The following is a 12,640-nucleotide window of genomic DNA, read 5'->3' on the forward strand; positions in this document are numbered from 1 at the left end:
ATGACTACGTTGCTGCATGAACTGGAGCGGACTGGGGGGCGGTATGGGTTGCAGGTCATGTGTGAGGGTGGGGGGCAGGCTAACGTGACTGTGTTGGAGCGGCTTTAGCCCTCGTGAGTGGCAATCCCGGTTCTAACCGGGATTGCCACTCACGACCCGGCGTCCTCATCCTTCGCGGCTCTCGCGCCACCGGTCCGCGGCGATCAGGACGGCTTCCTCGTCCTCGTTCGCATGCGCGCCGGAGGCTCCGGCGGCGCCTAGGACCACGCCCTGGTCGGCGATCAGGATGCCCCCGGCGTACGGGACGAATTCGCCGCCGTGCAGGTGCTGGATGCTGTCGACGATCGGGCCCGGCAACTGGAGCCGGCCGGACGGTTGCAGCGAAAGCAGCGCAGTCCGCGCCTTCGCCACCGCGATCCGGCTGGTCATCGGCATCCCGCCGTCGGCCCGGCGCAACGCGATCACCGATCCGCTCACGTCGAGGACCGCGACCGCCAGCGGCGGGAAGCCGCGCTCGCCGCTCACCTCGAGCGCGGCCGCCACCAGCCGGTCCGCGTCCGCCAGGGTCAGACCGGGAAGCCGGAAAGTCTCAACCATGACCCCGAACCTATGCCTGGAGCGAATCCAGGGACAACCTGCTAATCCCGCAGCGCGGCCGTCGCTTTCAGACGCTCCTGTGCACTGTCAACGATTCGGGTCACCAGTTCCGCGCAGCTCGGCAGGTCCTCGATCACCCCGACTACCTGCCCCGCCGCCAGCATCCCGGCGCGCGTATCGCCTTCCACCAGACCGGCCTTGAGCAGCATGGGGGTGTTCGCGGCCAGCATCGTTTGCGTCCACGAGCGGTCGCTGCCGCGTTTCATTCGCAGGCCGTCGGCGACCAGGGACGGCCAGGACTGGCCGCTCAACCGTTTGAAGTCCGTTGTCCGGCGCAGGGTTCGGGCCATTCGCTGCACGAAGCCTTCCTTCGTGAGGCCCTCGATGAACGGTGTGCGCAGCAACCGGTGCGGCATGCCGTCGGCCTTGGTGGTGACGACGGTGCCGTCCAGGCCGAAGCCCAGGTACGTGCGCTTGATTTCCTCCGGCACTGCACTGTCGCTGGTGAGCAGGAACCGTGTGCCCATCCCAATTCCGGCGGCACCATACGACAATGCGGCGGCTAGGCCGCGGCCGTCGAAGAAGCCTCCAGCGGCGACTACTGGGATATCAACTGCGTCCAGTACGGATGGCAGCAGCAGGGTGGTGGCGGTCGGGCCGGTGTGGCCGCCGCCTTCGCCGCCTTGCATCATCACCAGGTCCGCGCCCCAGGAGGCGACCTTTTCGGCGTGTCGTGCGGCGCCGACGGTGGGCATCACGACCAGGCCGTGGTCCTTCAGGCGGGCGATCAGATCCTTTTTCGGGGCCAGGGCGAAAGATGCCACTTTGACGCCGTGCTGTATCAGCAGTTCGGCGCGTTCCGTGGCGTCCCCGGCGTCGGCGCGCAGGTTGACGCCGAAGGGTTTGTCCGTGCGCTGTTTGACTTCCTTGATGGCGTGGTCCAGCTCGTCGTAGGTCATCGTCGCGGAGGCGAGGATGCCCAAGGCACCGGCATTGGCGGTCGCGGACACCAGGCGCGGGCCGGCGACCCATCCCATGCCGGTTTGCACGATCGGATGGGTTACGCCGGTCAGCTCGGTGAGCGGGGTGCGGAGAGGCACGGGTCTCCTCGAGAGAGTCAGTCGTTCGCCGGGCGGCCGGTGGCGACGAAGGCGTCGCGGTGTTCGTCGGCGGCTCCGATGAGGTTGAGTTCGAAGGTGTAGCCCTGTTCGTAACGGTAGCTGCGGTTGACGTCGATCGGGTCGATGCCGTTCAGCGCGGCTTTGGCGGCCCGGATGACGCGCGGGTCCTTCGCGGCCACCTCGGCGGCCAGGGCCAGTGCGGCGTCGTGCAGATCGGCGGCTGGCAGGGTTTCCAGTACCGATCCGTGCTGTACCAGGTCCTTCGCCGCGATGGTGCGGCTGGTGAAGTACAGCGTGCGCATCAGGTGCTGGGGGACCAGCCGGGCGAGGTGGGTCGCCGCGCCGAGGGCACCGCGGTCTACCTCGGGGACGCCGAAGTACGCGTCGTCGGCGGCGATGATCGTGTCGCAGTTGCCGACCAGGCCGACGCCGCCGCCGAGGCAGAAGCCGTTCACCGCGGCGATCACCGGCACGGCGCATTCGTAGATCGCCTTGAATGCCAGGTAACAGCCGCGGTTCGCGCCGACGAGGGCGTCGAAACCGGTGGTGCGCTGCATTTCCTTGATGTCGACGCCGGCGTTGAAGCCGCGGCCCTCGGCGCGGAGCAGGACGACGTGCACCGCCGGGTCCTCGCCCGCCTCCCGCACGGTTTCGGCGAGGCGGAACCATCCGGCGACCGGCAGGGCGTTCACCGGCGGGTAGTCCATGGTGACCACGAAGGTGCCGTTGTCGTGGAGCTGCGTGGAAATCGTCACGTGCGTTCCTAACCTAGCGATTGCTTGGTAGCCTAACACTTGCTTGGTTTGCGGGGAACCGCCTCGCCGGGCCGGTTGACGAACGGAGGAGATGTGAGCGGGATCTTGGAGGGCCGGGTCGCGATCGTGACCGGGGCCGGCCGCGGACTCGGCCGCGAGCACGCGCTGGAACTCGCCCGCCAGGGCGCGCGCGTGGTGGTGAACGACCTCGGCACGTCGGGCGCGGGCGAAGGAGCGTCCGGCGGTCCGGCCGGCGAGGTGGTCGACGCGATCCGCGCGCTGGGCGGCGAAGCGGTGGCCAACGGTGCCGACGTCGCGGACTTCGCGGCGACGGAAGCGTTGGTACGGCAGGCAGTCGACGAGTTCGGCGGGCTCGACATCGTCGTGAACAACGCCGGCTTCGTGCGCGACCGGATGATCGTGACCACCAGCGAACAGGAGTGGGACGCAGTCGTCGCGGTGCACCTCAAGGGGCATTTCGCGCTGATGCACCACGCCGCGGGTTACTGGCGCGCGGAGGCGAAGGCCGGGCGCACGCGGTCGGCGCGGATCATCAACACCACCTCCGGCGCGGGTCTGCAGGGCAGCATCGGACAGGGCAGCTACAGCGCCGCCAAGGCCGGAATCGCCGCGTTGACGCTGGTCGGGGCCGCGGAACTCGCCCGGTACGGCATCACGGTGAACGCGCTGGCCCCGGCCGCGCGCACCCGGATGACCGAGGGTCCGTTCGCGGCCCAGATGGCCGCGCCGGACGAGGGGTTCGACGCGATGCACCCGGGCAACGTGTCGCCGATCGTCGCGTGGCTCGCCAGCGAGGACGCCGCGGACGTCACCGGCCGCGTGATCGAGGTCGAGGGCGGCCGGATCTGCGTCGAGAACGGCTGGAGCCACGGCCCGTCCCGCGAACTGGACCGGCGCTGGACGGCGGCCGAAGCGGGTCCGGCCGTGCGCGAACTCCTGAAGGAAGCACCCGCGCCCGAACCGGTTTACGGAGCGCAGTGAACAGCCCCGCGGACTGGAAAGGCCGGGTCCTCGGCGAGCGCACCGTCGCCTACACCGACCGCGACCCGATCCTCTACGCGCTCGCCCTCGGCGCCCGGCCGGACGAACTCGACTTGGTCTTCGAGGACCGACTGCGGGTGCTGCCGCCGTTCGCGCTGACGCTCGCCCAATGGGCTCCGGACGTCCTGGGCTCGGCCGGGGCGTTCGAGGTCGGCAACGCGGTGCACGGTTCGCAACGACTGCAAGTCTTGAAGCCGCTGCCGCCTGCGGGCGAGATTTCCATGCAGGCGCGGGTGCCCGAGGTGTGGGACAAAGGCAGCGCGGCAGTGTACGAGGTGGCCGTCGAATCGGACTACTTTGTTGCGACCTGGTCGTTGTTCTGTCCCGGCATCGGTGGTTTCGGTGGCGACCGCGGCCCCGGTCGTCCGCCCGCATTGGACAGTCCAAACTGGACTGCCCCACTGTCCACTGCGGACAATCAAGCCCTGCTCTACCGGCTGCTAGGGGACCGTCACCACATCCACGTCGACCCTGCGGCAGCAGCCGGAATCGGCCAGCCACGCCCGATCCTGCACGGCTTGGCGACCCTCGGCGCAGGCGCGCTGGTTGCGGCCCGACAGGTCGGCGCGCACCCGGCGGACCTGACATCGCTGGAAGGCCGCTTCGCCGCGCCGGTCTTCCCGGGCGAGCAACTGCAGGTCGAAGGCTGGTCCGACGGCGGGCTTCGGATCACGTCGGAACGCGGTCCGGTGGTCGACGGCGGATGTGTCCACTTCGGATAGAGGAATGCGCATGAAGGTCTTGGTCATCGGCGGCACCGGCATGATCGGCTCGAACACCGCCGCGCACTTGAGCGCCTCGGGCCACGCTGTGACGGTCGCCGGACGGCACGAACCCGACGCCGATTCACTGGTCGCGGGCTTTCCGGTGCTGCTCGGCGACTACGCCCACGACGGTTTCGACGAGGCCGCGCTCGCCCCATTCGAGGCCGTGGTTTTCGCCGCCGGACAGGACATCCGGCACGTCTCGGGCTGGGGCGACGAGGAATTCTGGCGGACGTACCAAATCGACGGCGTGACGGCGATCGCGGCCCGGGCGAAACGGGCGGGCGTCGGGCGTTTCGTTCAGATCGGCAGCTATTACCACCAGGTTCGGCCGGATCTCGCCGAGACGAACCCGTATGTGGACGCCCGCCGCCTGGCCGACGAAGGAGCGCGCGCCCTGGCCGACGACGGGTTCACGGTGTGCACGCTGAACCCGCCGTCGATCGTCGGAATGGCTCCCGGCCGGTCGACGCGGCAGTTCGCGAAGATGCTGGCCTGGGCTGACGGGGAACTGGTCGGCAAGGTACCGGATTTCGCGCCGGTCGGCGGCACGAACTACCTGTCCGTGCGGAGCCTGGCCGAGGCTGTCGAAGGCGCGTTGCTGCGCGGGGAATCCGGCGCGGCGTACCTGGTCGGCGACGAAAACCTCAGCTTCCGGGACTACTTCCAGCTGGTCTTCGACGTCTCCGGCTCCGGCCGGACGCTGGAGGAACGCGACGAGGAACACCCGTTCCTGCCCGACCGGGTACTGGTCCCCGGTCGCGGCGCGACGATCTCGTACGAACCGGACGCTCGCGAGACCGAGCTGCTCGGCTACCGCCGCCGGGACGTGCGGCCGATGCTGGAGGAGATGGCCGCGGCGATGCGGTGAGTCGTGAGTGGCGATCCCGGTTCTAACCGGGATCGCCACTCACGAGGTCTCCGTGTCGTCCAGCCCCACGATGTCGCTGGCCGCAAACGTTTTCCTCGGGTCCCGACCAGCGAAGTACGGCGTGATCGTCCGCTCCAGCTCATCCGGATCAAACGCGCCCTGCCGAGACACGAAGCGATGCTCGACGGTCGGCGGGGCGAGCAGCGCCACCATGTCTCCGTACACGACGAATACCTGCCCGTTCACCGCCTCCGCCGCCGGGGAGCCGAGGTATGCGACGAACGCCGCGACCCGCTCCGGCGCGAGGATGTCCAAGCCGCCCGCTCTGCGTCCGGCGGCGAAGATCCCGTCGGTCATCGCTGTCCGGGCGCGCGGGCAGATCGCGTTCGCGCGGACGCCGTAGCGGCTCAACCCTCGCGCGCAGGACAACGTCAGCGCCGCAATCCCGGCCTTCGCCGCCGCGTAGTTCGGCTGCCCGGCACCGCCGAGGAGGAACGCTTCCGAGGACGTGTTGATCAGGCGTCCGTAGGTGGGTTCGCCGGTGTTTTTGCTGACCTGCCGCCAGTGTCGCGCCGCCGCGCGGGACAGCGCCGCGTGGCCCTTGAGGTGGACGCGGATGACGTCGTCCCAGTCCTTCTCGTCGAGGTTGAAGAGCATCGCGTCGCGGGTGATGCCGGCGTTGTTGACGACGATGTCGAGCGACCCGAAGTGCTCGGTCGCCGCGGTGACGAGGTCTTCGGCGTACTGCCAGTCGCCGATGTCGCCCGGCACCGCCAGCGCCCGGCCACCGCGCGCTTCGATCTCGGCGACCACCTTGTCCCCGGCGTCGCTCACATCGTTGACCACGACATTCGCCCCCTCCGCGGCGAGCGCGAGCGCTTCGGCCCGGCCGAGCCCGGCGCCGGCCCCGGTGACGATGGCGGTGCAGCCGGACAGGGCGGTGCTGGGGTGGGACACGGGGCCTCCAATGCCGGGACGAGATGTCGCCATGGTGTCGATGCCCGGGCCTGAGACGTGCGGCTGCTCCCGGTGAGTGGCATCGGCGGCTCGCGGTGGAGGAGGCGTGCCGCAGGCTGGCTGGGCGGTTCTTCGCCGTGGTGCACGCGCGCTGGGCGACGGGGCTACCTCATGCGCGGAGTTGATGACACACACGAACTGGGCGGCCCGGCCACTCCGCGCACGAGGTAAGCGCTGGCCGCTCAGCTCGCGCGGAGTGGCCCGGTCGTAGCGGTTCAGCCAGCGGCACGCACCCGGAACAACCGGTCGTGCCCACCAGGCCACTCCCGCTCACCAGTACGCGCGCTTGTCCCGCCCACCGGGCCGAAGCTAACCTCCAACCAAACGCTTGCTCGATTACCGGGGGGCCGGTCCGACCTTCCCCTCGCGAAGGAGATCCGGGCTTGAAAGACACCACGCCAGTCCTCGTCGACGCGGTCCGCACGCCGTTCGGCAAGCGCGACGGCTGGGTTTCCGCCCTGCACGCCGTCCAGTTGCTCAGCCGCGTCCAGCACGGCGTCCTCGATCGCACCGGCCTCGACCCGGACGCGGTCGACCAGGTGATCGGCGGTTGCGTCACGCCGCTGGGCGAGCAGTACGGCCACGTCGTCCGCACCGCCTGGCTCTACGGCGGCCTCCCGCCCGCGACCGGTGCCACCACCATCGACGCCCAGTGCAGCACGTCCATGCAAGCGTCCTTCCTGCTCACCGGACAGATCGCGAACGGAACGGTTGACGCAGGTGTCGCGTGCGGAGTCGAGCTGATGTCCCGTGTGCCGCTCACTCCGAAGCAGGGGACCGGCGCTGGTACGCCGAGACCAGCCGATTGGTATCTCAACACCCCCGACCAGTACACCGCGGCGGACCGCATCGCCCGGAAGCGCGGACTGACCCGGGCGGACCTCGACGCGTTCGGCCTCCGCTCCCAGCACAACGCGCGAAAGGCTTGGGACGCCGGACTTTTCGACCGGCAAGTCCTATCGCTGGCGCTGCCGGACGGCCAAACGATCACCCGCGACCAAGGCCTCCGCGAAACCTCGACGGAAGCACTCGCCGGTCTCCGCACCACTGTCCCCGACGGCCTGCACACCGCAGGCACCTCGTCCCAGGTTTCCGACGGAGCGAGCGCCGCGCTGTTCCTGGCCCGGCACCGCGCCGAGGAACTGGGACTCCGGCCGAGAGCACGGCTCCTCGCGCAGTGCGTCATCGGCGGCGACCTGGAATACCTCCTAGACGGACCGGTCGCCGCGGCCCGGAAACTCCTCGACCGCACCGGCCTGACGATCGGTGACATCGACCTTTTCGAGGTCAACGAAGCGTTCGCTGCGGTCCCGCTGTCCTTCGCGCAGGTGCACGACCTCCCGGAGGACAAACTCAACGTCCTCGGCGGCGCGATCGCGCTCGGCCACCCGGCGGGCGCGACCGGAATCCGCCTCCTCGCGACGGCCGTCGAGGAACTCGAACGCCGCGACGCCAGCCTCGCGCTGATCGCGATCTGCGCCGCGGCCGCCACCAGCTGCGTGCTCGTCGAACGGATCTGACCCATGCCCATCGCCCTGTCCGAGGAACACCGCGACTTGGCCGCTTCTGCCGCCGGGTGGGCTGCCCGGCATGCACCGGTCGCGGAGACCCGTGCTGGACTAGGCGGCCAGCCGGGTTCTGGGAAGGTCCTGTCCGAGGAGCGTGGCGACCTGGCCGCTTCCGCCGCCCGGAGTGCACCGGTCGCGGGGACTCGTGCTGGACTCGGTGACGAGCCTGGGACGGTCTCTTCCGAGGAGCGCCGCGACTTGGCCGCTTCCGCTGCCTGGCGTGCGCCGATCGCCGAGACCCGTGCCGGGCTAGACAGCCAGCCGGGTTCTGGGAAGGTCCTGTCCGACGAGCACGGCGATCTGGCCGAGTCTGCGGTCCGACATGCGCCGATTGTCGAGCCAGGCGATCAGCCGGGCTTTGGCCCAGCCCCGGCTGAGGAACGCCGCGACTCGGCCGAGTCTGCGGTCCGGCACGGGTCGGCCGTCGAGACTCGCGCCGAACCTGGGCGGTCGGACTTCTGGAAGGCCCTCACCGAACAAGGCTGGCACTCCCTGCACCTGCCGGAGTCCGTCGGGGGCCAAGGCGCTGGGCTGCTCGAACTCGCCGTGGTAACCGAGCAGTTCGGTCGTCATCTGGTGCCCGGTCCGTTCCTGCCGACTGTCACCGCCAGCGCCGTCCTCGCCGCAGCCGAACCGTCCGAACCGTCCGAACCGTCCGAACCGACCGAATCGACCGGACCGGCGGAAGCGTTGGCCGCGTTCGCCGCCGGAGCGACCGGAGCTGTCGTACTTGACGGCCTCCGTGCGACCAACACCGCCGAAGGTTGGTATATCAACGGCACCAGCTGTCCGGCACTCGGGCTCGCAGACGCGGAGATCGTGGTCGTCCGCGCTCACCAGATCTGGTTCGTGCTACGGCCAGAGCCAAGCCAGCTGATCCCAGTCGAAGCCGTTGATCTGACCAGATCCGCGGCGCGCCTTAAACTGGAGAACTTCCTGGTATCTCAGCACAACCTCATTGAGATCAGTCCAGAGCGCGCGGAGCTGGCCCTTGCAGTCCCAGCGGCGGCGGAAGCGGCTGGACTGTGTAGCTGGGCACTGGACTGCGCCGTCGACCACGCTCGCACCCGCGTCCAGTTCGGCCGTCCGATCGGTTCCTTCCAAGCCGTCCAGCACCAAGCTGCGGGAATCCTCCTGTACCGGGAGATCGCCACGGCGGCAGCCTGGGACGCAGCCCGCGCCGAGCAGCATTCCCTTGCGCAGCAGGCACTTGCCGCCGCCCAGGCCCGGCACGCCGCGCTCCCCGCCGCGGTGGACGCATCGGTGGCCTGTGTTCGGCTCCTCGGCGCGATCGGCTTCACCTGGGAACACGACGCGCATCTCTACTGGCGACGCGCCGTCGCGCTGTCCGGATCCCTCGGCCGACCAGCCGCCCGAAACCTCGGCGAACGCGCCCGGACCATCACCCGCGACCTGACCCTCGCGAGGCCCGACGACTGTCCGGAACTGCGAAGCCAGATCGCGCCCGTCCTCGACCGGATGGCCACCGAACCGTCCGTCCGCGTGCTCGCCGACGCCGGTCTAGCCGCCCCGCATTACCCGAAGCCGTACGGCCTGGACGCCGGACCGCTCGAACAAGCCGTCATCGCCGAGGAGTTCGAGCGACGCGGAATTCCCCAGCCCACTACGGTAATCGGCGAATGGGTCCTGCCGACCCTGCTCGTGCACGGCTCCCCGGAACAGCGCGAGCGATTCGTCATGCCAACGCTGCGCGGAGACGTCCGCTGGTGTCAGCTGTTCAGCGAACCAGGAGCGGGTTCCGACCTCGCCTCGCTCACCACTCGAGCGACCAAAGTGGACGGTGGCTGGCGGATCAACGGACAGAAGGTCTGGACGTCGCTGGCCCACGAAGCGCACTGGGGCGTCTGCCTCGCCCGGACCGATCCGGACGCGCCGCGCCATCGGGGAATTTCGTACTTCCTCGTCGACCTGGCCGCGGAAGGCGTCACCGTCCGGCCGATCAAGCAGGCCACCGGACGCTCGGAGTTCAACGAGGTCTTCCTGGACGACGTCTTCGTCCCGGACCGCGACCTGGTCGGCGAGCCGAACAGCGGCTGGCGGCTCGCGACGACCACTCTGGCCAACGAGCGGCACAACATGGGCGCGACGCTCGCGCACGGTTCGTCGGACCGGATCCGCCAGTTGCTCCGCGAGAATCCGGACGATCCCGAAGCATTGTCCGCGCTCGGCCGGTGCGTGTCGCGGGAACTCACGCTTGCGACGCTCGGCCTTCGCGGCGTGCTGGCCCGGCTCGCCGGACTGGACCTGGGAGCTGAGGTCAGCGTGCGGAAGGTGTTCAGCGCGCTGGCCCAGCAGGAGGGGTCGCGCGAGGTGATCGCTCTGCTCGGCCCCGATTCCGCGAGCGCGGAGGACGGGCACGTCGTCGACCATCTCGGCCTGCCCGCCGTGCTCTTCGGCGGCGGGACGATCGAAATCCAGCTCACTGTCATCGCTCAACGCGTCTTGGGACTGCCCCGGTGACCCGCGGCCGTGCTGGCCCTGACCGGGGCGGAGAAAACACTGCTATCGCTCAACGTGTCCTCGGCCTGCCCCGCTGACCCCGATCTGAGGAGAAAACGCATGCATCCGGAGCTGTCGGAGCGCTCGCGAAGGCTCCGCGCCGAGCTGCGCGAGTACTTCGCCCGCATCATCGACGAGGACGACCGCCGCGCGCTGGTCGAGCAGACCGAGGGCGGGCCGGTGTTCGACCGGATCCTGCGCCGGATGGGCGCGGACGGCTGGCTCGGCCTCGGCTGGCCGGAGGAGTACGGCGGCCGCGGCGAGGATCCGGAAGCGCTTTTCGTGTTCTACGACGAGGTATTGCGCGCCGGTGCGCCGCTGTCGCTGGTCACGCTGAACACCGTCGCGCCGGCGTTGATGCATCACGGCACCGAGGAACAGAAGAAGTTCTTCCTGCCGCCGATCCTGCGCGGCGAGCTGATGTTCGCCATCGGCTACACCGAACCCGGCGCGGGCACTGACCTGGCGTCGCTGCAGACGCGGGCGAAGATCGACGGCGACTCGCTCGTCGTCAACGGCAACAAGATCTTCACCAGCGCCGGCATCTTCGCCGACTGGATCTGGCTGGCGGTGCGGACCGATCCGGACGCGCCCCCGCACCGAGGCATCTCCGTCGTGCTCGTGCCGACCGACACCCCGGGTTTCTCCGCCACCGAAATCCATACGGTGGGCGGGATCAGCACGTCGGCGACATACTATGCGGACGTCAGAATTCCACTGTCCAATGTGGTCGGCGAACTGAACAATGGCTGGCGGCTCATCACCAGCCAGCTCAACCACGAACGCGTCGCACTCGCCGCGCGCGGCGGCATCGCGAACCAGATGTACGACGCGGTCCTCAAGTGGGCACAGGAAGAGCCGTTCGGGCCGGGAACGGTGTACGACCTGCCGTGGGTCCGGCACACGCTGGCCGAGGTGTACGCGCTGCTCAGTGCCACCGACCTGATCAACCTGCGCCTGGTCGCGGACGTCGCGGCCGGCACCCTCGGCGGCGGGGATTCCGCTGCGGCCAAGGTATTCGGCACCGAAGCGGTGGTGACCGCGTACAGCAGGCTCCAGGAAGTGCTCGGCGCTCGCGGCCTGCTGCGGCCCGATTCGCCCGGCGCGGCGGTGAACGGACGCGTCGAGACGCTCGCCCGGCGAGCGCAGAACAACACCTTCGGCGGCGGCACCAACGAGGTGCTGCGCGAGATCGTCGCCGCGAAAACCCTCGGCATGACGCTGTCCGCGCGCCGTCGTCCGGAAAAGGCCAGGAGCTGACATGGATTTCGACCTCAACGACGACTTGGGCGCGGTCCGCGAGCTGGCCGCCAAGATCTTCGCCGACCGCGCGACCGTCGAGCGGGTAGCGGCCGTCGAGAAGCAAGGCGGCTTCGACGCCGACCTCTGGCGAGTGCTCGCCGAAGCGGACCTCCTGGGCATCTGTCTGTCCGAAAGGGACGGTGGAGCAGGCCTAGGGATGTCCGGATTGGCAGTACTGCTCGAAGAAGTCGGCCGCCGCGTCGCTCCGATTCCTTTGTGGAATGTTCTCGCGGGCGGATTGCTGCCGGTCGCGCAATTCGGCTCCGAGGACCAGCGGAACCGGATCCTGCCGCGAGTGCTGGACGGTTCGACGCTGCTGGTCGGCGCGTTCGACGACACGGTATCGGTGACCGCGACCCGGTGCGGCGACGACCTCGAACTCACCGGCGAAGTCGTTTCGGTTCCCGCTGGCGCCCAGGCCGACCTGGTCCTAGTGCCGGTCAACGAAGATGATCAGGTCCACTTAGTACTCGTGCCGGCGGTCAACCTCAGCGTGACCCCCGTCGAAGTCACCAGCTGCGAAAGCCACGCGTCAATCGCCTTCGACGGAGCAGTGGTCACCCCGCAGGACATTCTGGCCTCCGGGGACAACGCTCTGCAGTGGACACTCCGCCGACTCCGGGTCGCCCTGGCAGCGGTCAGCGTCGGCGTGTGTGCCGAGGCATTGGCGACCACCGCGAAATACACCTCCGAACGAGTCCAATTCGGACGTCCACTGTCGACAAATCAAGCTGTCGCTGTGCGGGCCGCGGACGCCTACCTCGACACCGAGGCAATCCGAGTCTGTACGCAACGCGCCGCTTGGCTGCTGGACGAGGGCCGTGAGGACGAAGCAGAAATCGCCGCCCTAGTAGCAAAATGGTGGGCGTCGCGCGGTGGACTGCGAGTCGTGCACGCGACGCAGCACCTGCACGGCGGCATCGGCGCGGACGTCGACTACCCGATCCACCGCTACTTCCTCTGGGGCCGTCAGGTCGCATTCACCCTCGGCACCGCCGACGCACTCGCCGCCGAACTCGGGGACCGGTTGCCGTCCGCGCCCCCGATCGGTGCCCCGGCCTAG

12 protein-coding genes are annotated in these 12,640 nt (G+C 69.2%); 8 read left to right on the forward strand and 4 right to left on the reverse strand.

All coding sequences use genetic code 11. The features are described 5' to 3' along the window. Positions 1-108: hypothetical protein (locus D0D37_RS16150; protein ID WP_162834269.1), on the forward strand; the 108-nt coding region annotated here is incomplete at its 5' end. Between the two features lie 57 nt (positions 109-165). Here the strand turns inward: D0D37_RS16150 and D0D37_RS16155 are convergent. Genes D0D37_RS16155 through D0D37_RS16165 form a run of 3 tightly spaced genes read right to left on the reverse strand, consistent with a single transcriptional unit; the run spans position 166 to position 2,473 of the window. Continuing rightward, entirely contained in the window at positions 166-597 is a 432-nt protein-coding gene (locus D0D37_RS16155; RefSeq protein WP_244223531.1) for a GlcG/HbpS family heme-binding protein, read from the reverse strand. Positions 598-638: 41 nt separating this feature from the next. Next, positions 639-1,697, reverse strand: coding sequence for an NAD(P)H-dependent flavin oxidoreductase (locus D0D37_RS16160; protein ID WP_116201368.1), 1,059 nt, complete (start codon positions 1,695-1,697; stop codon positions 639-641). Positions 1,698-1,714: 17 nt separating this feature from the next. Further along, positions 1,715-2,473, reverse strand: coding sequence for an enoyl-CoA hydratase family protein (locus D0D37_RS16165; RefSeq protein WP_116201369.1), 759 nt, complete (start codon positions 2,471-2,473; stop codon positions 1,715-1,717). Positions 2,474-2,566: 93 nt separating this feature from the next. Here D0D37_RS16165 and D0D37_RS16170 point away from each other — a divergent pair, with 93 nt between their 5' ends. Genes D0D37_RS16170 through D0D37_RS16180 form a run of 3 tightly spaced genes read left to right on the forward strand, consistent with a single transcriptional unit; the run spans position 2,567 to position 5,170 of the window. Beyond that, a complete protein-coding gene (locus tag D0D37_RS16170; protein ID WP_116201370.1) occupies positions 2,567-3,475 on the forward strand; it encodes an SDR family oxidoreductase in 909 nt (302 codons plus the stop codon). Further along, the gene (locus D0D37_RS16175) at positions 3,472-4,257 is read left to right on the forward strand and encodes a MaoC/PaaZ C-terminal domain-containing protein (RefSeq protein ID WP_116201371.1); all 786 of its coding nucleotides are present in this window, start codon (positions 3,472-3,474) and stop codon (positions 4,255-4,257) included. Before D0D37_RS16170 ends, D0D37_RS16175 begins: the two co-directional genes overlap by 4 nt. Before the next feature lie 10 nt (positions 4,258-4,267). After that, positions 4,268-5,170: an NAD-dependent epimerase/dehydratase family protein gene (locus D0D37_RS16180; RefSeq protein WP_116201372.1), complete on the forward strand. Its 903-nt coding sequence runs from the start codon at positions 4,268-4,270 to the stop codon at positions 5,168-5,170. A gap of 39 nt (positions 5,171-5,209) precedes the next feature. Here the strand turns inward: D0D37_RS16180 and D0D37_RS16185 are convergent, their stop codons facing one another. Next, the gene (locus D0D37_RS16185) at positions 5,210-6,127 is read right to left on the reverse strand and encodes a 3-oxoacyl-ACP reductase (protein ID WP_244223532.1); all 918 of its coding nucleotides are present in this window, start codon (positions 6,125-6,127) and stop codon (positions 5,210-5,212) included. A 443-nt stretch (positions 6,128-6,570) separates the two neighbouring features. On the opposite strand from D0D37_RS16185, the gene D0D37_RS16190 reads away from it, so the two are divergent. The 4 genes from D0D37_RS16190 to D0D37_RS16205 all read left to right on the forward strand — a co-directional run bounded on the left by D0D37_RS16190 (position 6,571) and on the right by D0D37_RS16205 (position 12,640). Further along, positions 6,571-7,707, forward strand: coding sequence for a steroid 3-ketoacyl-CoA thiolase (locus D0D37_RS16190; RefSeq protein ID WP_116201374.1), 1,137 nt, complete (start codon positions 6,571-6,573; stop codon positions 7,705-7,707). A gap of 3 nt (positions 7,708-7,710) precedes the next feature. Next, entirely contained in the window at positions 7,711-10,236 is a 2,526-nt protein-coding gene (locus tag D0D37_RS16195; RefSeq protein ID WP_116201375.1) for an acyl-CoA dehydrogenase family protein, read from the forward strand. Positions 10,237-10,335: 99 nt separating this feature from the next. Continuing rightward, complete coding sequence (locus D0D37_RS16200) at positions 10,336-11,535, forward strand: acyl-CoA dehydrogenase family protein (protein WP_116201376.1); 1,200 nt, start codon at positions 10,336-10,338, stop codon at positions 11,533-11,535. A 1-nt stretch (position 11,536) separates the two neighbouring features. After that, positions 11,537-12,640, forward strand: coding sequence for an acyl-CoA dehydrogenase family protein (locus D0D37_RS16205; protein ID WP_116201377.1), 1,104 nt, complete (start codon positions 11,537-11,539; stop codon positions 12,638-12,640).

The sequence above is a fragment of the Amycolatopsis circi genome (assembly GCF_003385235.1).
Lineage (GTDB): Bacteria > Actinomycetota > Actinomycetes > Mycobacteriales > Pseudonocardiaceae > Amycolatopsis > Amycolatopsis circi.

Bases quoted from the DNA above. Each gene is read 5' to 3' on its own strand.
- D0D37_RS16180 (WP_116201372.1), top strand. From the start codon at position 4,268: ATGAAGGTCTTGGTCATCGGCGGCACCGGCATGATCGGCTCGAACACC.
- D0D37_RS16195 (WP_116201375.1), top strand. From the start codon at position 7,711: ATGCCCATCGCCCTGTCCGAGGAACACCGCGACTTGGCCGCTTCTGCC.
- D0D37_RS16200 (WP_116201376.1), top strand. From the start codon at position 10,336: ATGCATCCGGAGCTGTCGGAGCGCTCGCGAAGGCTCCGCGCCGAGCTG.
- D0D37_RS16205 (WP_116201377.1), top strand. From the start codon at position 11,537: ATGGATTTCGACCTCAACGACGACTTGGGCGCGGTCCGCGAGCTGGCC.
- D0D37_RS16155 (WP_244223531.1), bottom strand. From the start codon at position 597: ATGGTTGAGACTTTCCGGCTTCCCGGTCTGACCCTGGCGGACGCGGAC.